Source organism: Limnobacter sp. SAORIC-690 (genome assembly GCF_002954425.1).
Lineage (GTDB): Bacteria > Pseudomonadota > Gammaproteobacteria > Burkholderiales > Burkholderiaceae_B > Limnobacter > Limnobacter profundi.
Genome location: NZ_MQVZ01000001.1, coordinates 1,691,769 through 1,711,271 on the forward strand (window position 1 = coordinate 1,691,769; position 19,503 = coordinate 1,711,271).

Below are 19,503 nucleotides of genomic sequence, written 5' to 3' on the forward strand. Positions count from 1 at the left end.
GGCAGTCCGCTCGTTATGTATTAGACGAATAGGAGTCTGCCCATGTTGATCAATATTTCAGATGCCCAGGTCGTGCAACCTTTGTTGCAACGCAAATCCCTGTCGCCCGAGCATTTGTATCTTTATTCCGGCAAACATTACAACCCGGGTACGCGCGTGGCCGGGGAAAGCCTGGTGGCGCTGGAAACTGAACTGACCCAGTCCACTTTGCTGTACCTTCAGGCGCAGGATCTGTTTGAAGAACTGGATTGTTGTTACAAGGTGCTGTCCAAAGCATTGGTGGATGAAGAACCAGAGACTTTTGTGCTGGTGATGGACGAGCTTGCAGGGCGGTTCAAGCACATTGCCATTCATCACTTCGACCTTGCTTATGCCTACCTGGCCTGGCACACGGCAGACGATTACCCGGTGATGCACCACATGCTGGTGGCTTTGACCCTGTTTCGGGTGGGTTTGTGCAGCAATCGGTTTTCCGATGAAGAACTGACCTCGCATTTGAAAGCCGCATTGACCATGAACATCAGCATGTTGACCTTGCAGGCACGTTTGCGGGCTCAAACCGAACCGCTGTCGCGCGATCAGCGGGAAACAATTCGCAAGCACCCGGAGCAAAGCGCCAACAAGTTGAAGTTGCTGGGTGTGAAAGATGAAATCTGGATTGAATCGGTGCGCATGCACCACGAGTTGCCCGATGGTTCGGGGTATCCAAACCAGGTACCGAACAACAATGTAGGTTCTGTGCTGTTGAGTGTGTGCGATTCGTTCAATGCAAGAATGGCCCAGCGTGACTACCGCAGCAATTTCACGGCGGAGCAGGCTGTGAAAGACCTGTTTGCCCATGCCGATCACTTGTACAGCTGCTTCACGGCCATCATTCTTGAAGAGTTGGGAATTTACCCGGCTGGCAGTTTGGTGCAATTGACAGGCAGTCAAATTGGCTGCAGCCTGATTCGGGGTGAAACTGCAATCAGCCCTGTGGTGCTTGTGTTTCGCAATTTGCCCAGCCCGGGCCCGGGGGCAGCGTTGGTGGACACCTCAACCGATGGCCACAAAGTACGCAACGCCCTGCCCAGGCGAGACCTTGGCAAATTGCCAGGGCTGCTGGAGCTGCTGTCCAAGGTGGTTTAGAACGATCCGCGTTCAGGCAATTGAAGGCTGGCGACCGTTTGATTGCCCACGCGGTTTAATTTCAGGGTGATGTGGTGGCGAGAGGCAATGCGCTCGGCGGTGGCCAGGCCAATGCCTTCGCCTTCAAATTCGTCGTTGCCGTGCATGCGGTGAAACAGCTGAAATTTTTGGGCATCGTGAGTTTCCGAGAAGCCCACGCCATTGTCGATGATTTCCAGGTTGCTCGGGCTGCTCTGCCGAACAATGATTTTTGGAGATTCAACTGGTTTGGAGAATTTCACGGCATTGTCGAGCAACTCTTTGAATGCTTTCATCATCATTGGCTTGTCAAAACGCCATTTGCCCTGCACCTGAATTTCAATCGGTACGGGCGAAAAGTCGAAATGCTCGTTCACCACTTGCAGAAGTGTCTCGTTCAGGTCGTGCAGTTGAACATTCAATGGGCAAACACCCAGGCGCAGGTATTCAATCAGGGCGTCCAGCAACACACCCATGCGTTTGCCATTTCGGCGAATTTCTTCAAGTGATTTGCTGGCCTCGGGGGGCGCATTTTCGCCGAGGTCGTCGGCAAGGAAAAAGGAGTAGGCGTCAATGGCGCGAAGCGGTGCCCTGAAGTCGTGTGCAATGGTTCCGGACAACCAGTTCAACTGGCTGAGCAAATCATTGTTCTCTTTCATTTGTCGCTGCGTTTCTATGTCGACACTCAGATTGAGTTGACCCAAGGCCTCTTTCAGGCTGTCAATTTCAGACTGCTGGGCAAGCAGCATTTGTTCATGTGACTTTTGGATTTCTTTCAACTGCTCGCGCGCCAGGGCCTGTTGGCGTTTCATTTCGCCGCGCAATTTGCTGGACAGCGATTCCAGCGCAGCTTGCTTGCTGCGCAGGTCGTTGAGTTCAAGTTGTTGGCTGGCGGCCTGCTCGGGTGTCAGCAGCCGTTGGCCGGTGACAAAAGACAGCAGTTTAAGCAACAGGCGCAGCACGTGAAAAATTTAGTTGGTCTTGATGGTTGAAACTTGGGACACGGGCGCTTTCTGGTCTTTGGCACCAATCGAGTCGGTGTAAGCCCGGTAGGCTTTGCCTGCCGATTCAGCCCTGTAGGCTTCGACCTCACCCCGGTTAATGCCCTCGGCCTGCTCTTTCAGCCAGGTACGGGTGCTCAAGCCAGTTTCAGCATCGGTTGTGCCGGAAATGTGTGATGAGCCCTGATTTGTGTTGGCAGTGCTGTCTTGGGCGCTAGCCAGCAGGGGAGAGGCGCATAACAAAGCGGCCACTATCCACGGAGTGTTTGAGTTCATTGGGTATTTCCTTTGGCGTCAAAACGCCTTTTGATGGAATTGGCTTGCGACATCACCTGGTTGCGAGTGTTGTCAGACCACTGCAGGCGATCTGCGATGTCCATGGCCATGTTGAAATCGTCAAATACCAAGCCCCACAATGCGAGGTTGGCCATGATCTTCGAATCGCCACTGGCCAGCTGATTGGCTTTCATCAGGGTGTTGTAGGCGGGTTCTTTCTGACCTTCCAGCAAGTACACCAAACCCAGGTCGGAGTAGGCATTGATATTCAAGGGGTCTGCCTGAATGGATTTTTCCAGTCGGGTTGCCGCGGTTTTCAGATCACCGCGTTCGATGGCCACTTTGCCCAAGCCGTACCAAACGGGTCCGCTTTTTTGTTGGCCTTGTCCGCTAAGCAATGATTTGTAGACAAGCTCGGCCTGGTCCAACTGGCTGGTTTTTCGCAGCGAATCGGCGCGCAGTTGCTTGCTTTGCCGGTCCGATCCCCATTTCTGGTCATAAGCATCCAGGTGAGCCAGGGCCGCGTAAGCGTTGTCTTGTTCAATCATGGTTTGAACAAGTTTCAGGTGCAGGTTCTTCTCGCGTTCAGCGCGGGCTTTTCGGGTTTGTTCGTCTTCCCGGTCAAGTTCTTTGCGTTCGGCTTCGATCAGTGCGTCTTGGGTGGGGCTTGTGGCACTGATATTGGGCGCACTGGGCGTATTAGCAGGTTCGGGGGCTGGCGCAGGTGCATTGGGTGCCTGCTGCGGTGTTGCACACGCAGCAAGAACCAAGGGCAAGGCCAACATGGCCAGTTGCCGACTGAATTGTCCTGAAATTAGACGACTGCTCAACACGCTTAACCTCCAACCCGTTCAAATGCACGAATAATGGAGATGATACCGGGACCGCCGGTCATGATCAGCAAGGCCGGCAGCATGGTAATCACCATCACACCAGTCAGTTTAACAGTCAGTTTGCCCATTGTTTCTTTGGCGTTGGCTCTTTCTTTTTCGACGAGTCGATCCGAGAACTGTTTCAATGGTTCTTGAACAGCACCACCAAACTTCTCAATTTGCTCCAAAACCTGCACAAATGATTTGAATTCGTCGCTTGAATACATGTTGCTCATTCGTTTCAACATGACAATCCAGGGCACGCCAGACTTCACTTGAGCGCGAGATCGGCGCAACATGCGGCCCGTGATGGGTACAAGGTCGTACAGTTGCGAGGTCATGACTTCAATGGATTGATCAACGCTCAAGCCTACGCCTTGCAACAAACGCATCACGTCAACCACAGCCACGAGTTCCCGTTCAAACGCGGCCTCTCGGCCTTCTCCAACCGTTTTCAGGTACCACTTGGGTGCCATGAAACCGATCCCGGTCACTGCAATGACCTGAATCATGGGAATGGCACCAAAGCCTGCATCCCAGTTCAGGAAAAGCCCGATGGCCAAACCAAGAAGTCCAAGTGCAATACGGATGAGCACAAACCGGCTCAGGTCTTCTTCACGCCCAAAACCTGCCCGGCCCAACAGTTTTTTGTCTTCTTCTTCTACAAAATAGGTGAATGCCTTTGTTTTGCTGAATTGTTGGCCAAGCCGCTCAATGCGGCCTGTGAGCACGCTGGTTGGAACCTGATTTCGCATGTTCGCCGAGCTTTGCACCTTGCGACGAAGTTCAGTGTATTCATCAATACGCGCCAGCGCTTTTTCTTTGCGGCTGGTTTGGCTCAGAAGGCTCCACGCCAGACCGACAAAACCCAGACCCAGCAGGAAGATGCCGATTGCCAGTAATGTGTTCATGTCCATGATGGCGCCCTTAAATGCTCTTGACCATGCGATAGATGATCGCAGCGCCAGCAATTTGCAAGATACCTGCGACAAACAGCAGCATGCGGCCGGTGTCGTCATTCCACATGGTGCCCAGGTATGCCGGGTTCAGCGTCAAGATAATGCCGGCCAGCGCGGGTGTTAAGCAGCACATGAAAACGGCCGACATGCGGGCCTCTGATGACATTGCCAGCATTTCCTGATGGTGTTGCTCACGATCGCGCAGGTACTGTGCAAGGCGACCCAGCAAAATGTCGCTTTTACCACCGTAGTTCAGTGCCAGTGCCACAACGGATGCAATCAATTTGAATTCGCTCAGCCCATACACCCGCGCAAGGCGGTGCATGGCCTGGTCCAGTTCCAGGCCTGCATACTGCATTTGAACAGCCAGGCCAAGCGCTTCTTTCAAGGGTTGTTCGGCGTTTTCAAGCGCGGTATTGAATGACACGGTCAGGCTGTAGCCCACCGCGCTGACACGCACTACGCCGTCCAGAAAGTTGGGCAACTGCCCAAGCATTTGAAGCCTGCGTTTGCGTTGGCGATACAGCACATAAGCGGCAATGCCCAGAATGGCGAGAATGAGTGCGCCGGCAGCGCTGGCTGCACCTCGAAAAACGAAGGCTGCAAGTGAAGGTATCAAGGTAACCATTGCCACGCGAATGCCCAAGGTGCGGTCAATCGTGAGGCCCGCTGAAATCAGGCTGTCGGTGATCCATTGCGGAATGTATTTTTTGCGCAGGGGGTCTTTTTCCAGCGCCAGTGGATCTCGGGACTTGCTCAGGGCCACGTCCAGTCGGCTTTCCGCCAGTTTGCGGTTTTGTTCTTCAGCACCCCGGCCCAGCAACAGCAGGGCCAGAGAAATGAATACCAAGGCAGCGGCGATCAGTCCGAATGTCATGTCAGGCGAATGTGCGAGATTTTCGGGTTTTTGGGGTAGGGCACTACAGGCACCCAATTGTCGAGTTCCTGGCCATCAGGTCCGAGTCGGCTTTCATGGCGATACAGGTCTTGAAGCAAAATATTGTCGTCCACTATGCCCGCCACTTCCGTGATGCTGTAAATGCGGCGCTTGCCCGAGGGCAGGCGAACAATTTGAACAATCAGGTCGAGCGCCGAGGCAATTTGCCGTCGCAAACTCATTTCATTGCCGGTGAAGCCCGCAAAGCCTGACAACATTTCAAGGCGATGCAGGCAATCGCGAGGCGTCGAGGCGTGAATGGTTCCCATAGAACCATCGTGGCCTGTGCTCATGGCTTGCAGCATGTCGAGCACTTCAGCGCCGCGTACCTCACCCACCACCACGCGGTCAGGGCGCATACGCAAGCTGTTCTTGACCAGGTCGCGAATTGAAATCGCGCCGGCACCTTCGTGCCCACCCGGACGGCTTTCCAGGCGAACCACATGGTGGTGGTTCAGTTGTAATTCAGCAGTGTCTTCAATGGTAATCAAACGTTCACCAGCTGGAATAAATTCAGCCAGCACGTTGAGCATGGATGTTTTTCCGGTGGATGTTGCACCGCTCACCACCAGGTTGCAGCGTTTGCGAACGGCTTCCTGCATCAATTCATACACGCGGGCATCAAAGGTGCCCAGGCCCATGAGGTCTTCGGCGCGCAGTGGTGTGCTTCTGAATTTACGTATGGACACCACCACGCCATCGCGAGCCAGTGGGGAAATGATGACGTTGATCCGGCTGCCATCGGGCAGGCGGGCATCCACCATGGGACTTGATTCATCCAGCCGGCGGCCCAGCGGTGCCAGAATGCGTCGAACAATTCTCAAGAGGTGAGCGTTGTCGACAAAGCGGGCCTGCACACGTTCCATACGACCCATTTTGGACACATACACGTCCTTGTAGCCGTTGATCATCACGTCTTCAACATTGGGGTCAGCCAGCAGGTCTTCAAGGGGGCCAAAGCCCGCAATTTCCTTGTACAGCGAGTCGGCCACGAAGGCCACTTCAGAATCGTTCAGGGGAATTTGCTTGCCATAAATCAGGCTTTGCACTTCACCTTGAATGAATTTTTCAAGGGCGCTGTTGTCCATTTTGGCAAAGGTAGCGCCTTTCTTTTCGATAATGGCCAAAATATGTTCATGGGCCATTTCTTTCACGTCGGCCAGCACCGCAGAGTCCATGTCGCTGACTTTGGCAGTGGCAAACTGCAAGTCCTCTTCGGCGTTTGCGGCATTGGACACCGAGTTTGCAAGATGCTCGGGTTCTTTGGGTGTTGGGGGCGGCGCTTCCTGGCCGAAAATGATCTCACTCATTTGTTAAACCATTTTTTGAAGGTGCTGGCGAGGCTGCCCTGGCCGTCTTGGTGTTTGCGGTTGGCATTCACTTTGTCGAGCAACTGGGCAACTGCTTTGGCATACGGGTCTTTTGAATCGGCTGCAGACAACACCTGGCCGCCATTGACCGCGTTGATCAACGGTGCGCGTCGGTCGGGCAGCGTGTGTACTGTTTCAATGTTCAGTTTCTTGGCAATCGAGTCTGCGTCCAATGCCACATCTTTGTGATAGGGCGTCACCACCAAATCAAATGTCTGAGTAGCAATGCCTTTGTCATTCAGGCTTTTAATCAACTCGGCAGCAGTCACGATACCTGGCACCGATTGGGGTGTGAGTACCATTGTCGCGTCTGCGCTTCGCAGCAGGCTGGCCACAAATTCAATGTTCGAAAACCCGCACAAATCAATCACGATATTCTCGAAAAATGATTTGATCAGATTCAAAAATTTCAGAGCATCGGATGCGGAAATATCCCGAAGGTCTGCCAGGTTTCGTGGCAGTGAAAGTATCGCCACGCCAGTGGCATTGTTGCGGCGAAAGGCGGTTTTTGCCAAGGTGGCGTCAAAGCGTTTCAGATTGCGCACGCATTCTACAAAGTCCATGGCGCCTTGCTTGTCTTCGGCAGGAAGGTGCACCAGGCCATCGCCCAGGGGCAGGCCAAAGTCAAGCAGCAAGGTGCTGTCCTTGTTTTGTTTGGCCAGTTGTACAGCCAGGTTGACCGCCAGTGTGGTGGAGCCCACACCTTGCCGTCCACCCAGCACTACCAAGGCGTATCCCTTGCGTTCATTGCTTTGCTTGGGCGCTTTTTCAACCACGCCGGTGAGAATTTTTGTAACTTCGCCTGCGCTGGAATCAAGGCTTAAAAAGTCTTTTACACCGGAGCGCAAGGCATTGACCACGTCTTCCGTGGAGTCTTTCGAACCCATGGCAACCACGGGCAAGTCGGGTGCAAGTTCGCGCAATTCTTTGACGATCAGGCTGGCGTCCAGGCCCACTTGAGGCGAGTAATCCACCACCGCCATGCTGGGCGATACCAAGCCCACGCGTTTGGTAATTTCGCTGAATGTGCCAGATTCGCGCACCAGCATGAAACGGTCACCCACCGCGTCAGACAGCCATAGCCAGTTGGCGTCCGACCCACTGATAAACAATATTCGGGGCATGCTTTGTTGCATCGCTAATTCCCCTTAATTGGTGGTGAAGCCAGGAACAGGCTCTTTTGCGGAAGGCAGGAAGAGTTGGCCCCACACGCTGCGCGGGCGCATGCCCACGTTCTGACCGGGAAGGGCCAAAGCGGGTGCGTCTGCTGCACGGGGTTTTACAAATCGCGGTGTCACAATAATCAGCAATTCCTTGTCTTCCCGGCTGTAGGTGTTGCCCTTGAAGAAGGCACCCAGAATCGGGATTTCAGACAACCAGGGCACCCGGTTTGCGTTTGCAATAATGTTTCGGCTGATCAAGCCGCCGATGACAAAGCTTTGGTTTTCGCCCAGTTCAACCGTGGTGCTTGCGCGTCGGGTCAAAATGGCGGGAACCAGCACACCTTGAATGGAGGTGCCACGAGAGAAGTCGAGATCGCTGACTTCGGGCGACACTTTCAAGGCAATTGTTTTGTTCGACAATATGGTGGGTGTGAAACTTAAACCCACACCAAACTTCTTATACTGAATGCCAATGGTGCCGTTGCCGGAAGGCACGGGGATTGGAATTTCGCCACCCGCTAGAAACGATGCATCCTGGCCAGATTGGGCAATCAATGAAGGTTCGGCGAGAACTTTGGCATAGCCGTCGGCTTGGAGGATATTCAAATTCGCGGTGAGGTCTCCAGCTCGGTTACCTAAAGTGAGGCCAAAGGCATTTGCAACGGAATTACTCGCCGATGCGACCGGGTTTGAAATTGCGTAACTGAATCCGCCGTTGTTGAATTCGCCGGCAAGGTTAATGCCTAGCCGTTGCAATTCACTGCGTGTGAATTCAACGACTTTCACATCGACCTGCACGGTGCCTGATGTCTGGATTGTAGCCTGGTCAATCAGTTCAGCAGGCTTTCCATCACTGCCGGGTTTAATGAGACTTTCCCTCGCTTGCTGATAGGTGCTTACATTGGGCGTTGAGCCCGAAAGTTTCAACACCTGTCCTTCGGTTTCAAGGTTCAAGTCTTTCAAGGTTGAAATGGTTTCAGCGGCCTTGCCGGTAACTGCTACGGTGATCACCCGGGCCATGCTGGCACCGCGGTCCCAAATCAGCAGCGATGTCGAACCGGTTTTCAAACCGGTGACTAATACGCCAGCATTTTTGCCACCGCGGTCGGTGGGTTTAAGCACCGTCACAGAAGCAATCGTAGGGTCGCCAATCGATACCCGTGCCGGAATGCCAGGCAGGCTGATGACTTTCTGAAAGCCAGTGCTCAAAGTGAGTACAAAAGGTGCGGCGCTGCTGGGTGCAGCGGGCGTTTGCCCCACTGCAATTTGGGGGCTGATCAGCCTGCGCAGGCTACCAATGAAATTGCTGCGACCATGCTTTTCAATGTGATCTTGCTTTTATTCATCGCGCTGTTTCCCGGGTAGTTTCACCGCCGCGAATGACTTCCACCGTGGCTGGTTCGGCCGTGCGTTGTGTAGTTTGTGCGGGTTTTTTGTTGTCTTTGGTGTTGCCGCTGCCTGGCAATATGGCGTTGTCCAGCGAAATGCCCGCGAAAGCTTTGTCGCTCGCAGTCAACTCAACGGGGGGTTGGTTTTTCAGCACTTTCCCATCGGGGCCCTTCACCGGCGCAGGCTTCAATACAGGTTCTGCTTGAGGGTACTTGCTCATGTCCGGAAGTTCTTCTTCTTCGGGGCTGCGCAACACCACAAACAATTCGCCCTGGGTTTGTGCAATGGCCAGCGCGTTTACATCTTCGGTGGGCACTTCCACCATCATGGCTTTCAAGCGCACAGGGCGATTGTTCACGTCTTTTTCATTGGCGGCATTCGTTGTTTCAGGTGCATTCACCAGTTGTGAACCCACTGACAGAACACGCAGCTTGGGCATGATCAGCCTTGAAATTGTTTCTTCAATGTCGCGGCTGTTGGACTTGAAGATCGAGAACACATCAACATAGTCACCTGCCTTGATTTTGGCGGTGGCCACGTTGTTCTCATCCAGGCGCAAAGCAAAAGCGCGGTAACCTTCACGCACTTCAGCAGCCACTGCGCCCGATTCAAAATATTGATTGGTCACTGGCAAGCCTTTGCCAATATTGAACAATGGTTTTTTACCGATCACATCGCCGATGTCGGTAAATGCGCCACTGGGGGCGATGGCAAATTTTTCCACCTTCAGCATTTCGGGGGTTACAGGCTTGCCGAATTGAATTTCAACAGTGCTCACCACCACCGGAAATCGCTCAAGTTCGGTTTTGATGGCTGCCCCGCCTTTCTTCACGTTTTGGCCCGATAAAAAAGCCATGACCATGAAAATCAATCCGATTCCCAATAGCAGCAGTGCGAGTATTTTTGTTTTTCCTGACATGTCGCGAAGGGCTCCCGGAAGAAATTACAATGCGTCGGTGTTCTGGTACAGAACCACAGCGCTGGCGCTGAGTTGTTCTGGAAAAAAAGTGTCTGAAAAAGGAATGTTGGACATAAACGGATTCTCGGCAGTGTTAAAAACCCCCCGAAACTCCAGGCAACTCAGGGCCGGGTTGGTTCCCGCGCCCAAGGCATTGCCGCAATCTGCTGCACCGGCCAATTGGTCGGTTGAAAAACTAAAGCCCGCCGGGTAGATTGCGGTAGGTAGGGCACTTACCAAAAGCTGCCTTGCCGCAGCTTCCGGGTCGGCTGTGCTTCCTGCAACAGCCACGCTTCGCGCAGCCTGAGATACGGCTGAGCTCAGCGTGTGTTGCACCATGAACAACAGGCTGTATCCCACAATTGCAAAAATAACCGTCAGGATAATTGGTAGCATTAATGCCAATTCCACGAGTTGGGCACCACGTTGTCCAATGGATCTTGTGGGACCAACTCGAGGGGTCTTGTTCAAAGTACCCATGAAAGGCTTAGCCGCCGGATCCACCGCCAGATCCACCGCCAGATGAAGGAGGTGTAATCAAGGTATCCCTGATGCTTTCGAATGCGGTGGTCAAACCACCACCCAATGTCGTGAAACCAGCCACTGCAAGTGCTACTACCAAGGCCGCGATTACTGCGTACTCGATCAAGGAGGCACCTTCTTCCTTGCGTTTCAAAACCAACTGCTTATTTGCTGCTTTGCTCATGACATTCACTCCTTTGTGAAAACATCGAACTCTAGGTCGAATTCCCCCATATTAGGGGTACTCCAAATGCATCAAAACCACAATCAGACTGTGAATTGCACCGTCTATTCACAATTTTGATCCCAAGGACCACAGCAATCTTAGGGAATTACCCCCAAACTGATTACTCCTTGTGAGTTACGATAGTAAACCAAGTCTGTGACTTGTTGATTGGTACCATTAGAAACAATTTGCCTTTGATGAATTATTCATGCAAAAGACCAATTTACCCAGAGCCCTTATGGGGCCCCTTCATGCAGTAATCGGTCTGGTCACCGGCGGGGTGCCTGTTTCCAAAGAGCCAGGCAAGGCCAAACGTCCGTATGAGCGCTCGAAAGAGATTACGCAAAAAGCCTGCGCGAAGGCTGCGGCAGTGTCGGGCAGCCTTGCTTTGCCAGTCGGCCCTTTGGGAATGCTCACCGTGCTTCCCGACCTTGTTATTGTGTGGCGGATTCAGGCGCAAATGGTTGCCGACATTGCGGTGGCATTTGGCCACAAAAAACCTTTGACCGAGCAAGACCTGATGACTTGCCTTTTCAGCCATGTGGCGGGCACCGCCGTGCGCGAGTATGAAAGATCAATTCCCCTGGAGCACGACGAGAAAATGGGCACGTCGGTGCTTGACTTGATCGACCGATTCACACGAAGTGGCAGCCGGGACGTCGCAGTAAGGGTCACCAAACAGATTGGGCAGGTGGTGTTTGAGCGAGTGGCCAAGCGCACCGCATCCCGGATTGTGCCTTTGGCTGGGGCCGCAGTGGTGTCGGCCTATGCAGCGCTGGATACCAAAGAAGTGGCGCGCACCGCTGTTGAAATGTTTTCTGGTGAAAAATTACCGGCCCGCAAAAACAAGAAAAGTTATCCACGGCCCGAGGAAATGTTCAATGTGGACAATGTGAAAGACATTCAACCCGACCAAGGGGCTTGAACGCCCGCGGGCTCTGTGTAACACTCAAGCAGAGCCTCGTGTTGCTCACAAGGCAGTTACAAGGCACCTCGCACTCGCAGAAACGCATCCGTTTCGTGGAGGAAAGTGGTCATGAATGCCCCTCAGTATCCGCTGTACCGCGCAGTCACGCTCAGTGACAAATACACCCTCTCCCAAGGAAAAATTTACCTGACAGGCACGCAAGCGCTGGTTCGACTCATGTTGCTTCAGTCTGAGCTGGACCGCATGAATGGTTTGAACACCGGTGGATTTGTGTCGGGTTATCGCGGCTCGCCGCTGGGTGGCGTGGACCAGGCTTTTTGGGCAGCAAAACAGTTTCTGAAGCCTGCAAATGTTCACTTTCAGGCTGGCGTGAATGAAGACCTGGCCGCAACTGCAGTGTGGGGCAGCCAGCAACTCAACCTGTTTCAGGGCGCAACAGTCGACGGTGTGTTTGGCCTTTGGTATGGCAAAGGGCCGGGCGTTGATCGAAGCCTGGACGTGTTCAAGCATGCCAATGCAGCGGGCACATCAAAACACGGTGGCGTATTGCTGGTGGCCGGTGATGACCACGCCGCGAAAAGCTCTACCCTGCCGCACCAGTCTGACCATGTGCTGAAAGCGGCCATGATTCCGGTGCTGTTTCCAAGCAACGTGCAGGAAATTCTCGACTTCGGTGTACTTGGGTACGCGATGAGTCGCTACGCCGGTGTGTGGGTTGGCATGAAGGCGGTGGCCGATGTGGTGGAGTGTTCTGCCACTGTAGATATTGACCCCAACCGACATCAGTTTGTGTTGCCCACCGATTTTGATATGCCCGAAGGTGGTTTGAACATTCGATGGCCCGACACTGCATTGGCGCAGGAAGCCCGATTGCTGGATCACAAGTTGTATGCGGCGCTGGCTTTTTGCAGGGCCAATGGCATTAATAAAACAGTGATTGATTCGCCCAAGGCACGTTTTGGCATCGTGGCCACCGGCAAAGCATTCCAGGATACTTTGCAGGCCTTGAATGATTTGGGTTTGAACCCGCAACGTTGCGCAGAAATAGGTTTGCGGGTTTATAAAGTAGGTATGGTGTGGCCGCTGGATGCGGTGGGCATCCGGGAGTTCGCCGAGGGACTGCAGGAAATTCTCGTGATTGAAGAGAAACGCCAGTGGGTGGAGTACCAGATTAAAGAGGAACTCTACGCATGGCGCGAGGATGTACGCCCCAAGGTGTATGGCAAGTTTGACGAAAGGCTGTCGGAGGACGGTCGCGAAGGCGGGGAATGGTCTCTGCCACAAGGCAATTGGTTGTTGCCCAGTCACTACGAGCTAGACCCTGCATTAATTGCTCAGGCGATTGCCAAGCGCCTGCGACACATGCAGTTGCCTGCCGATATCAAAACCTTGATTGATCAACGGATTGCCACCATCGCGCGCAGTCATGAGGTGGGGCATTCAGCACACCCGCCTGTCGAGCGCAAACCGTATTTTTGCTCGGGGTGCCCGCACAACACTTCGACAAAAGTACCTGAGGGCAGCCGGGCCATGGCCGGAATTGGATGCCATTACATGGCTGTCTGGATGGACCGCAACACCCAAACCTATACACAGATGGGCGGTGAGGGCGTACCCTGGATAGGGCAGGCGCCTTTTACACAGACCCAGCATGTGTTTGCCAACCTGGGCGATGGCACTTATTTCCACTCGGGTATTCTGGCTATTCGGGCCAGCGTTTCCGCAGGCGTGAATATCACCTACAAGTTGCTGTACAACGACGCCGTGGCCATGACGGGCGGACAACACCTTGACGGCACGCTTACGGTACCGCAATTGACACGTCAGTTGGCCGCTGAGGGTGTGGCCAAAATCGTCATTGTCAGCGACAACCCCGCCTTGCATTTGCGCGACTTGCCAGATGATCCCAAAGCAGAGGGCATTGAAGTGTTCCACCGCCGCGATATGGACACCGTGCAAAGATTGCTGCGGGAAATCAAGGGCACCACAGTACTGGTGTACGAGCAAACCTGTGCCTCGGAAAAGCGACGCAGGCGCAAGCGCACCGACCCGGTCACAGGCCAATTGCAGTTTCCAAACCCGGCCAAGCGCGTGTTGATTAACCGCGAGTGTGCGAGGCTGTGGTGACTGCTCCAAACATTCCAATTGTTTGTCGATCGAGCCCGTATCAACGCCCTGGGGCGTCAAACGCACTATCAACCAATCCACCTGCAACAAAGACTACAGTTGCCTTGAAGGCATTTGCCCAAGCCTGGTGACGGTGGAAGGTGGTGAGTTGCGAAAGCCCGATACTTCAGCGCACCACAGCGCGCTGGCCACAGCACGCGCCAGTCTTGTTGAGCCTCAATTTCACATTCATCCTGATGAATTGACTCAACGCCATGCCGTGCTGATCAATGGCGTAGGTGGCACAGGCGTGGTCACCATTGGCGCATGGCTGGGCATGGCCGCGCATTTGCAGGGCATGGAGGCCTTGGCACTGGACATGGCCGGGTTGGCACAAAAGGGCGGTGCCGTGTTTTCGCATGTGCAGTTTGCCCCGGCGGGCAACGCTTTGGCATCTTCCAAAATTCCGGTGGGCGAGGCTGATTTGATGATCGGAGGCGACCTGATCGTATCTGCGCATGAAAAAACACTGGAACTACTGAACAGCACCGCATTTGTGGTGGTGAATACTGACACGCCACCCACAGCCGATTTTATCGCCCAGCGCGACTGGTGCGCGCCCGTTGAACAAATGCACACCGATATTGCACGAGCCTTGAATAACCCCGAGCAACATTACACGCCGATTCGGGCCCAGTGGCTGGCCGAAAGGCTGTTTGGCGACACCGTGTATGCCAATGCACTGCTGCTGGGCGCCGCTTGGCAACGCGGTTGTTTGCCCTTGCACCTGGCTGCCCTGCGCCAAGCCATTGAATTGAATGGCGTGAAGGTGAATGAAAACCTGCTTGCCTTTGATGCCGGCCGTGTGGCGGTGTCAAAGCCTGGTTTGCTCGAGCAGATGTTGGAAAAGAACTTTGTACCCACCAGTCAGTTTGAAAGCGATGACGAGAAGCTGATGCGTTATCAAGCTGAATTGACGCGGTATCAAAACAGTCAACTGGCAGAGCGCTTCAAAGCCAGGGTGTTGCCCTTGCGCACCGGCTTTGAGGAGCTTGGTTTGAAGCACCAGTGGACGCGCCTGTGCAGCACCTACTTCAAATTACTGGCCTTCAAAGACGAGTTTGAGGTGGCCCGCTTGCACACCAATCCCGAGTGGAAACGGCAAACCATGGCGCAATTTGAACCGGGTGCGAAGTTGTATTTTCACTTTGCCCCCACTTGGTTGGCTGGGCACGGCCACCGGCCGCGGAAAATAAAACTGGGCCCCTGGATTGACCCGCTACTTAGGGTTTTGGCGGGCATGCGTCACTTGCGAAACACGATATTTGATCCATTTAGAGGAAGTTTAGAGCGTAAAAACCAGACTTTACTGGTAGGTTGGTTTGAAACCTGGTTGGAACTGATGCACAATAATCCTTCAATGTTGCAGCACAGCAAACAGACCGATCACCTTCTTGACCTGTTTAATCAGGTGAAAGGATTCGGTCAGGTTCGTGCCCAATCATTTGAACAAGTGCGGTTCGAGATTCAAAAGTCCGTGGAAAACAAGCACAACCTGGATCAGCATGACCAAAGCAGACAATAAACCTGAAACCAAAGTCACCAAACGCAAGGAAACCAAGCGCTCTGAAAAAGTGTTACCCGATGCCTTGGTACCCGAGAGTCAGTGGGAAATTTTAGGCCAGGCCTGCATGGTTAACGGCAAGGCAGTTCGCTTGCGACAATGGCCAACGCGTTATGGCGACATGCCTTCCAAAGAAGACATGCACGAGCGAGTCGATCAATTGTCGGAGCGACTCAATCACCTGCTGACCTGTCTGTATGCACAAGGTGAACACAAACTGCTTGTCATTTTGCAGGGCATGGACACTGCAGGAAAAGACGGCGCAGCTCGTGCCATTATGCGCTCAGTGCACCCCATGGCTTTGCGCATGGTGTCGTTCAAAGAGCCCTCCGAGCAAGAAGCAGCGCATGATTTTTTGTGGCGGGTTCACCCCCATGTACCCGGCGCAGGCCAGTCGGTCATTTTCAACCGTTCACATTACGATGGCATCATCATGCCGATTATTCACGACAATGTATCGGCCACCTGGCTTGACGAACGCATCCATCAAGCCAACGACTTTGAACGTCTCTTGGCTGAAACTGGCACCACAGTCTTGAAAATATTTCTGAATATTTCCCGTGAAGAACAACACCAGCGCATGATTGAACGTTGGGAAACCCCCGACAAGCGCTGGAAGTTGACTGAAAAAGACCTTCACTGTGGTGAAAACTACAGCATGTATGCCAATGCCTATGAACAAGTGCTGGAGAAAACCTGCACCAAGCAGGCGCCCTGGTGGATTATCCCCGCCGATCACAAAGGATTCCGGAACATGTTGGTGGCTGAAATTTTGGTCGGTACGCTCGAGCGCATGGGCCTGGCTTGGCCCGAGCCCGACCCGGTTGTGGCCAAAAGCGAGTTCTGGAAAAAGCCGTCAACCGGCCAGGCCACATGACCGTTATCTGGGTTCCCAAATAACATTCGAAAGGGGACTTTTATCATGAATAAAAATACATTGAAACTTGCCGTGCTCAGCAGTGCCCTGATGTTCTCTGCCTCCGCCATGGCGGTAGGCCTGGGTGTGAACACCGGCGTCGGCGTGAAAGCTGAAGTGCCCGGTGTTTCCTTGAATGCAGACGCCAAAGCCAAGGCCAAAGCAGATGCGAACGCAAATGCAAACGCAAATGCCAATGCCGATTTGAAAGGTAAGTCCAGCGCGGCCGTGAAAGGCGCGAAGTCTCAAGGCGATGAAATGCGCAGTGAAGCTGGCGCTTTGCATTCTGAGGCCAAAGGCGAAGTGGGCAAGCGTACGGGTCAACTTGAATCCGCTGCCGATGTGAAAGCGAAAGCTGACGTGAAAGCCGATGTGAAGGCTGGCGGCAAGCTGAAAGCTGACAAGAAGTAATTCGCTGTTTCACTCGGTTTACAAAATGCTGAAAATGCCCCCTCGGGGGCATTTTTGCTGTCTAGGTTCTCTACACTGTTCCTTTCGATTCAAACAAAAGTAGTCATGAATTTTTCCAGCCTGCAAGATTGGCTTGTCAGCCTGGGTGTGCCCAGTGGTGTTTTCACTTACAACACTTGGGTATATCAGGTTTTCATGGTGGTATTTCTCACGCTCCTGGTCAGTTATACCGTGGGTTTGGTTTTCAATCGCTTGGGTCGGTTCGCTGAAATATCGAATAATCCCTGGGACGATGTGTTCCTCGAAAGTGCTCGCAAACCCCTGAAAATTCTGATCTGGTTGCTGGGTATTTCATGGGCCGCCAAAATTACACACACCGCAAGCAACGCTGAAGTTTTTGAGTTGATCGACCCTGTTCGCAGGGTGGGTGTGATTGTGTTGATTACCTGGTTCTTGTTTGGCTTGGCCAAGCGATTCGAGCTTGCACTTCAAAGCCCGGATAGAGTGAAAGAACCGCTGGACGCCACCACAGCCAGCGCCATCGGCAAGTTGCTTCGCGCCTCTATTGTGATCACTGCTGCTTTGGTGATTCTTCAAAACCTCGGGTTCAGTATTTCTGGTGTGCTGGCGTTTGGTGGTGTGGGTGGCATTGCAGTGGGTTTTGCTGCGAAAGATTTGCTGGCGAATTTTTTCGGTGGCCTCACCGTGTACATGGATCGCCCCTTTGTCGTGGGCGACTGGGTGCGGTCACCTGACAAGAACATCGAGGGCACCGTCGAACACATTGGCTGGCGACTCACGCGCATACGTACTTTTGACAAGCGCCCACTGTACGTGCCCAATGCCACTTTCAGCACCATTTCACTGGAGAATCCGTCGCGGATGACACACCGTCGAATTCAGGAAACAATCGGCGTACGTTATGAAGACTTGCGACAGGTGCGCAGCATTGCAGACGCGGTCAAGCGGATGTTGATTGAGCATGCCGAAATTGACGACAATCAAACCCTGATTGTGAATCTGAACCAGTTTGCAGACTCAAGCGTGAACCTGATGGTGTATACCTTTACGAAAACCACAATTTGGGTGAAGTACCACGAGGTGAAGCAGGATGTGTTGTTGAAAATCGCCGAGATTATTGAGCAGCACGGCGCTGAAATTGCGTTTCCCACCACCACATTGCACGTGGCCAGCCTGCCAGAACAGTTTGCACAGGCAGGCGTTGCGCCAGCCACCAAGCCTTAAAGTTTGCGTATTTTCTCGAGCGTGGCGGTGGTGCTGCGCTCGTGTTCAAAAGCGATTGACAGCGCTGTGCCGCCCCAACTTTGAACTTCTTTGGCTCCCACCATTTTTTCAACGGGCCAGTCGCCACCTTTCACCAGCACATCCGGGCGTGCCGCCAGAATAGCGTTCAAAGGCGTGTCTTCTTCGAAGTAAGTAACCAAGGCTACGCATTCCAGTGCGGCAAGCACATGCATGCGGTCAACTTGGGTGTTGATGGGGCGGTCTGGGCCTTTGCCCAAACGTTTGACCGATTCATCGGAATTTACAGCCACAATCAGGCTCTGGCCTTCTTGCGCGGCTTGGTCTAGGTAGGTGACGTGTCCACGGTGTAACAAATCAAAAACCCCGTTGGTAAACACCACGGGGCCTTTGAGTTGTTTTGCACGCTCAGCAAGCTCGCTGGGGTGGCACACTTTTTTTTTCAAAGCGAGCCGGTTTTCCGGTTGTTGTCATGGTGCAATCAAATCAGGCTGCGTTGCCAACGGGCGGTTCGATCGCACCCAAACGCGCCATCACTTCCTTGCGGTAGCGGTTCAGGTCTTGCACCGATTCAAAAGTGCGCTCAAACAGCAAGCTCATGTTGTGCAAAATACGGTCAACCACCTTCTTTTCCCAATCGGCATCAAAACGAATTTGACCATCCAGCCAGTTTTCCAACCAGTCGGGGTCTGGCAGGCGGCTTTGTACTGTGTCGTTGGGGAACAGGTCTTTGTTCACATGCAGGTTGGTTGGGTGCAAGGGTTTTTGGGTGCGGCGGGCCGAGGCCATAAGCACACCAATTTTGCTGAATGCCGCACGTGCACCATCACCCACTTCAACCAAGGCTTTTTTCATGTAACGCAGGTAAGCGCCGCCGTGGCGTGCTTCATCGTGGGAAATAATCTTGTAAATTTGCTTGATCACAGGCTCCGTGTGCCAATCGGAGGCGCAGCGGTACCAGTGGTTCAGGCGAATTTCACCGCAAAAATGCAGCATCAGTGTTTCAAGCGGCGGTGCCGGGTCGAATTCAAATCGCACGGCGTGCAACTCTTCTTCGGTGGGCAGCAAATCGGGGCGGAATCGGCGCAAATATTCCATCAAGACCAGCGAGTGCTTTTGCTCTTCAAAAAACCAGATTGACATGAAGGCCGAGAAGTCGCTGTCGTGTTTGTTGTCACGCAAGAACATTTCTGTGGCGGGCAAGGCCGACCACTCGGTAATTGCGTTCATCTTGATGGTTTGGGCCTGCTCTTCAGACAACTTGGAGGCATCAAACTGGTCCCAGTTGATGTCCTTTTCCATGTTCCAACGAACGGACTCCAATGACCTGAATAACTCTGGATACAACATGTTGCTCCACCTTCACTGAATAGATTTGATTTTGTGATTTTAACAAGACATGTCATGAAGCGCATGAAGATTTGGTGACACGGGGC

20 protein-coding genes are annotated in these 19,503 nt (G+C 53.3%); 7 read left to right on the plus strand and 13 right to left on the minus strand.

Going from position 1 to position 19,503, the window contains the following annotated elements; genetic code table 11:
- The first annotated feature begins 42 nt into the window (after positions 1 to 42).
- Positions 43 to 1,128: an HD-GYP domain-containing protein gene (locus BSZ31_RS08075; RefSeq protein WP_105028316.1), complete on the plus strand. Its 1,086-nt coding sequence runs from the start codon at positions 43 to 45 to the stop codon at positions 1,126 to 1,128.
- Here the strand turns inward: BSZ31_RS08075 and BSZ31_RS08080 are convergent.
- From BSZ31_RS08080 to BSZ31_RS08130, 11 genes are all read right to left on the minus strand, one after another.
- Positions 1,125 to 2,096, minus strand: coding sequence for an ATP-binding protein (locus BSZ31_RS08080; protein ID WP_146106637.1), 972 nt, complete (start codon positions 2,094 to 2,096; stop codon positions 1,125 to 1,127). The two genes, BSZ31_RS08075 and BSZ31_RS08080, sit on opposite strands and share 4 nt — an antisense overlap.
- Before the next feature lie 21 nt (positions 2,097 to 2,117).
- On the minus strand, positions 2,118 to 2,423 hold the full coding sequence (locus tag BSZ31_RS08085) for a hypothetical protein (RefSeq protein WP_105028318.1): 306 nt from the start codon (positions 2,421 to 2,423) through the stop codon (positions 2,118 to 2,120).
- Positions 2,420 to 3,253 (minus strand): lipopolysaccharide assembly protein LapB, encoded by an 834-nt coding sequence (locus BSZ31_RS08090; RefSeq protein WP_146106638.1) that lies wholly within the window; start codon positions 3,251 to 3,253, stop codon positions 2,420 to 2,422. The genes BSZ31_RS08085 and BSZ31_RS08090 overlap by 4 nt, the downstream gene beginning before the upstream one ends.
- Before the next feature lie 5 nt (positions 3,254 to 3,258).
- Complete coding sequence (locus BSZ31_RS08095; RefSeq protein WP_168426897.1) at positions 3,259 to 4,212, minus strand: type II secretion system F family protein; 954 nt, start codon at positions 4,210 to 4,212, stop codon at positions 3,259 to 3,261.
- 10 nt (positions 4,213 to 4,222) lie between these two features.
- Positions 4,223 to 5,131: a type II secretion system F family protein gene (locus BSZ31_RS08100; RefSeq protein WP_105028321.1), complete on the minus strand. Its 909-nt coding sequence runs from the start codon at positions 5,129 to 5,131 to the stop codon at positions 4,223 to 4,225.
- Complete coding sequence (locus BSZ31_RS08105) at positions 5,128 to 6,369, minus strand: CpaF family protein (RefSeq protein WP_105029804.1); 1,242 nt, start codon at positions 6,367 to 6,369, stop codon at positions 5,128 to 5,130. The genes BSZ31_RS08100 and BSZ31_RS08105 overlap by 4 nt, the downstream gene beginning before the upstream one ends.
- A gap of 128 nt (positions 6,370 to 6,497) precedes the next feature.
- Positions 6,498 to 7,685 (minus strand): hypothetical protein, encoded by a 1,188-nt coding sequence (locus tag BSZ31_RS08110; RefSeq protein ID WP_146106639.1) that lies wholly within the window; start codon positions 7,683 to 7,685, stop codon positions 6,498 to 6,500.
- A 24-nt stretch (positions 7,686 to 7,709) separates the two neighbouring features.
- Entirely contained in the window at positions 7,710 to 8,984 is a 1,275-nt protein-coding gene (locus BSZ31_RS17320) for a type II and III secretion system protein family protein (protein WP_105028323.1), read from the minus strand.
- Positions 8,985 to 9,066: 82 nt separating this feature from the next.
- Positions 9,067 to 10,032 carry a Flp pilus assembly protein CpaB gene (gene cpaB, locus BSZ31_RS08120; RefSeq protein WP_105028324.1) on the minus strand — a complete coding sequence of 322 codons (966 nt, stop codon included), beginning with the start codon at positions 10,030 to 10,032 and terminating at the stop codon, positions 9,067 to 9,069.
- A gap of 24 nt (positions 10,033 to 10,056) precedes the next feature.
- Positions 10,057 to 10,551: a TadE/TadG family type IV pilus assembly protein gene (locus BSZ31_RS08125; protein ID WP_146106640.1), complete on the minus strand. Its 495-nt coding sequence runs from the start codon at positions 10,549 to 10,551 to the stop codon at positions 10,057 to 10,059.
- 7 nt (positions 10,552 to 10,558) lie between these two features.
- Positions 10,559 to 10,777, minus strand: a complete 219-nt coding sequence (locus tag BSZ31_RS08130) for a Flp family type IVb pilin (protein WP_105028326.1) — start codon at positions 10,775 to 10,777, stop codon at positions 10,559 to 10,561.
- 280 nt (positions 10,778 to 11,057) lie between these two features.
- On the opposite strand from BSZ31_RS08130, the gene BSZ31_RS08135 reads away from it, so the two are divergent.
- From BSZ31_RS08135 to BSZ31_RS08155, 6 genes are all read left to right on the plus strand, one after another.
- A complete protein-coding gene (locus tag BSZ31_RS08135) occupies positions 11,058 to 11,744 on the plus strand; it encodes an EcsC family protein (RefSeq protein ID WP_168426899.1) in 687 nt (228 codons plus the stop codon).
- Positions 11,745 to 11,855: 111 nt separating this feature from the next.
- Complete coding sequence (locus BSZ31_RS17050; protein WP_206018570.1) at positions 11,856 to 13,874, plus strand: indolepyruvate ferredoxin oxidoreductase family protein; 2,019 nt, start codon at positions 11,856 to 11,858, stop codon at positions 13,872 to 13,874.
- Between the two features lie 22 nt (positions 13,875 to 13,896).
- On the plus strand, positions 13,897 to 15,438 hold the full coding sequence (locus BSZ31_RS17055; protein WP_206018571.1) for a DUF6537 domain-containing protein: 1,542 nt from the start codon (positions 13,897 to 13,899) through the stop codon (positions 15,436 to 15,438).
- Complete coding sequence (locus BSZ31_RS08145) at positions 15,419 to 16,354, plus strand: PPK2 family polyphosphate kinase (RefSeq protein WP_105028328.1); 936 nt, start codon at positions 15,419 to 15,421, stop codon at positions 16,352 to 16,354. The genes BSZ31_RS17055 and BSZ31_RS08145 overlap by 20 nt, the downstream gene beginning before the upstream one ends.
- A 45-nt stretch (positions 16,355 to 16,399) precedes the next feature.
- Complete coding sequence (locus tag BSZ31_RS17060; RefSeq protein ID WP_206018572.1) at positions 16,400 to 16,804, plus strand: hypothetical protein; 405 nt, start codon at positions 16,400 to 16,402, stop codon at positions 16,802 to 16,804.
- A gap of 105 nt (positions 16,805 to 16,909) precedes the next feature.
- Positions 16,910 to 18,049 (plus strand): mechanosensitive ion channel family protein, encoded by a 1,140-nt coding sequence (locus BSZ31_RS08155; protein WP_105028329.1) that lies wholly within the window; start codon positions 16,910 to 16,912, stop codon positions 18,047 to 18,049.
- On the opposite strand, the gene rfaE2 is transcribed toward BSZ31_RS08155, so the two are convergent.
- The gene (rfaE2, locus tag BSZ31_RS08160; protein WP_105028330.1) at positions 18,046 to 18,513 is read right to left on the minus strand and encodes a D-glycero-beta-D-manno-heptose 1-phosphate adenylyltransferase; all 468 of its coding nucleotides are present in this window, start codon (positions 18,511 to 18,513) and stop codon (positions 18,046 to 18,048) included. The genes BSZ31_RS08155 and rfaE2 overlap by 4 nt on opposite strands.
- 40 nt (positions 18,514 to 18,553) lie before the next feature.
- Positions 18,554 to 19,417 carry a ferritin gene (locus BSZ31_RS08165; RefSeq protein ID WP_105028331.1) on the minus strand — a complete coding sequence of 288 codons (864 nt, stop codon included), beginning with the start codon at positions 19,415 to 19,417 and terminating at the stop codon, positions 18,554 to 18,556.
- Positions 19,418 to 19,503 lie beyond the last annotated feature (86 nt).

What these genes read in the sequence shown, in the direction of transcription:
- BSZ31_RS08105 (WP_105029804.1), bottom strand. Translation starts at nt 6,369, where the DNA reads ATGGACTCTGCGGTGCTGGCCGACGTGAAAGAAATGGCCCATGAACAT.
- BSZ31_RS08130 (WP_105028326.1), bottom strand. Translation starts at nt 10,777, where the DNA reads ATGAGCAAAGCAGCAAATAAGCAGTTGGTTTTGAAACGCAAGGAAGAA.
- BSZ31_RS08095 (WP_168426897.1), bottom strand. Translation starts at nt 4,212, where the DNA reads ATGGACATGAACACATTACTGGCAATCGGCATCTTCCTGCTGGGTCTG.
- BSZ31_RS08085 (WP_105028318.1), bottom strand. Translation starts at nt 2,423, where the DNA reads ATGAACTCAAACACTCCGTGGATAGTGGCCGCTTTGTTATGCGCCTCT.
- BSZ31_RS08075 (WP_105028316.1), top strand. Translation starts at nt 43, where the DNA reads ATGTTGATCAATATTTCAGATGCCCAGGTCGTGCAACCTTTGTTGCAA.
- BSZ31_RS08100 (WP_105028321.1), bottom strand. Translation starts at nt 5,131, where the DNA reads ATGACATTCGGACTGATCGCCGCTGCCTTGGTATTCATTTCTCTGGCC.
- BSZ31_RS17050 (WP_206018570.1), top strand. Translation starts at nt 11,856, where the DNA reads ATGAATGCCCCTCAGTATCCGCTGTACCGCGCAGTCACGCTCAGTGAC.
- BSZ31_RS08145 (WP_105028328.1), top strand. Translation starts at nt 15,419, where the DNA reads ATGACCAAAGCAGACAATAAACCTGAAACCAAAGTCACCAAACGCAAG.
- BSZ31_RS08165 (WP_105028331.1), bottom strand. Translation starts at nt 19,417, where the DNA reads ATGTTGTATCCAGAGTTATTCAGGTCATTGGAGTCCGTTCGTTGGAAC.
- BSZ31_RS08155 (WP_105028329.1), top strand. Translation starts at nt 16,910, where the DNA reads ATGAATTTTTCCAGCCTGCAAGATTGGCTTGTCAGCCTGGGTGTGCCC.
- BSZ31_RS08125 (WP_146106640.1), bottom strand. Translation starts at nt 10,551, where the DNA reads ATGGGTACTTTGAACAAGACCCCTCGAGTTGGTCCCACAAGATCCATT.
- BSZ31_RS08135 (WP_168426899.1), top strand. Translation starts at nt 11,058, where the DNA reads ATGGGGCCCCTTCATGCAGTAATCGGTCTGGTCACCGGCGGGGTGCCT.
- BSZ31_RS08110 (WP_146106639.1), bottom strand. Translation starts at nt 7,685, where the DNA reads ATGCCCCGAATATTGTTTATCAGTGGGTCGGACGCCAACTGGCTATGG.
- BSZ31_RS17060 (WP_206018572.1), top strand. Translation starts at nt 16,400, where the DNA reads ATGAATAAAAATACATTGAAACTTGCCGTGCTCAGCAGTGCCCTGATG.
- cpaB (WP_105028324.1), bottom strand. Translation starts at nt 10,032, where the DNA reads ATGTCAGGAAAAACAAAAATACTCGCACTGCTGCTATTGGGAATCGGA.